The organism is Pseudomonas tremae, from assembly GCF_001401155.1.
GTDB classification, from domain to species: domain Bacteria; phylum Pseudomonadota; class Gammaproteobacteria; order Pseudomonadales; family Pseudomonadaceae; genus Aquipseudomonas; species Aquipseudomonas tremae.
Genome location: NZ_LJRO01000043.1, coordinates 1 through 398, shown reverse-complemented (window position 1 = coordinate 398; position 398 = coordinate 1). Strand labels below are relative to the sequence as shown.

Here is a 398-nt window from a genome sequence, read left to right as displayed (position 1 = left end):
ATGCACAACCATGCTGCGTTGTCCGGTTTGCAATCGATCATCACGGTGGTCAGCAAGGCAATGGCGCGGATCGTGCGCAAGTCTGGATGGGAGCACCATGTGCTGTCGACCGGTGAAGCATCGCCAGGCGAGACAGTGCTGTTGCTCGAGATGCCGGTGACGGCCGACAACCATCAGCGGCTGCTCGAGAATATTGCCTTCAGACAGCCTGTCACGGATGACCTGCTGCGTTGGCCGATAGCGCTTGGCGTATCAGGCTCCGCACCGCAAGCCTGCATGCATAGCGCTGCCTGAATCAGACCATGCCCATGTTGATGGCTTTGTAGACCGCCTGCTTGGCAGTGCGCACTTCGAGCTTGCTGGAGACATTGGACATGTGAAACTTCACAGTGCGTTCC

The 398-nt window shown here is 58.0% G+C and carries 2 protein-coding genes; one reads left to right on the top strand and one right to left on the bottom strand.

The features are described 5' to 3' along the window. A partial coding sequence (locus ALO43_RS02670) for an acyl-homoserine-lactone synthase (protein WP_328586967.1) occupies positions 1 to 294 on the top strand: 294 nt, incomplete at its 5' end. Between the two features lies 1 nt (position 295). On the opposite strand, the gene ALO43_RS31275 is transcribed toward ALO43_RS02670, so the two are convergent. Beyond that, a partial coding sequence (locus ALO43_RS31275) for a LuxR C-terminal-related transcriptional regulator (protein WP_162235567.1) occupies positions 296 to 398 on the bottom strand: 103 nt, incomplete at its 5' end.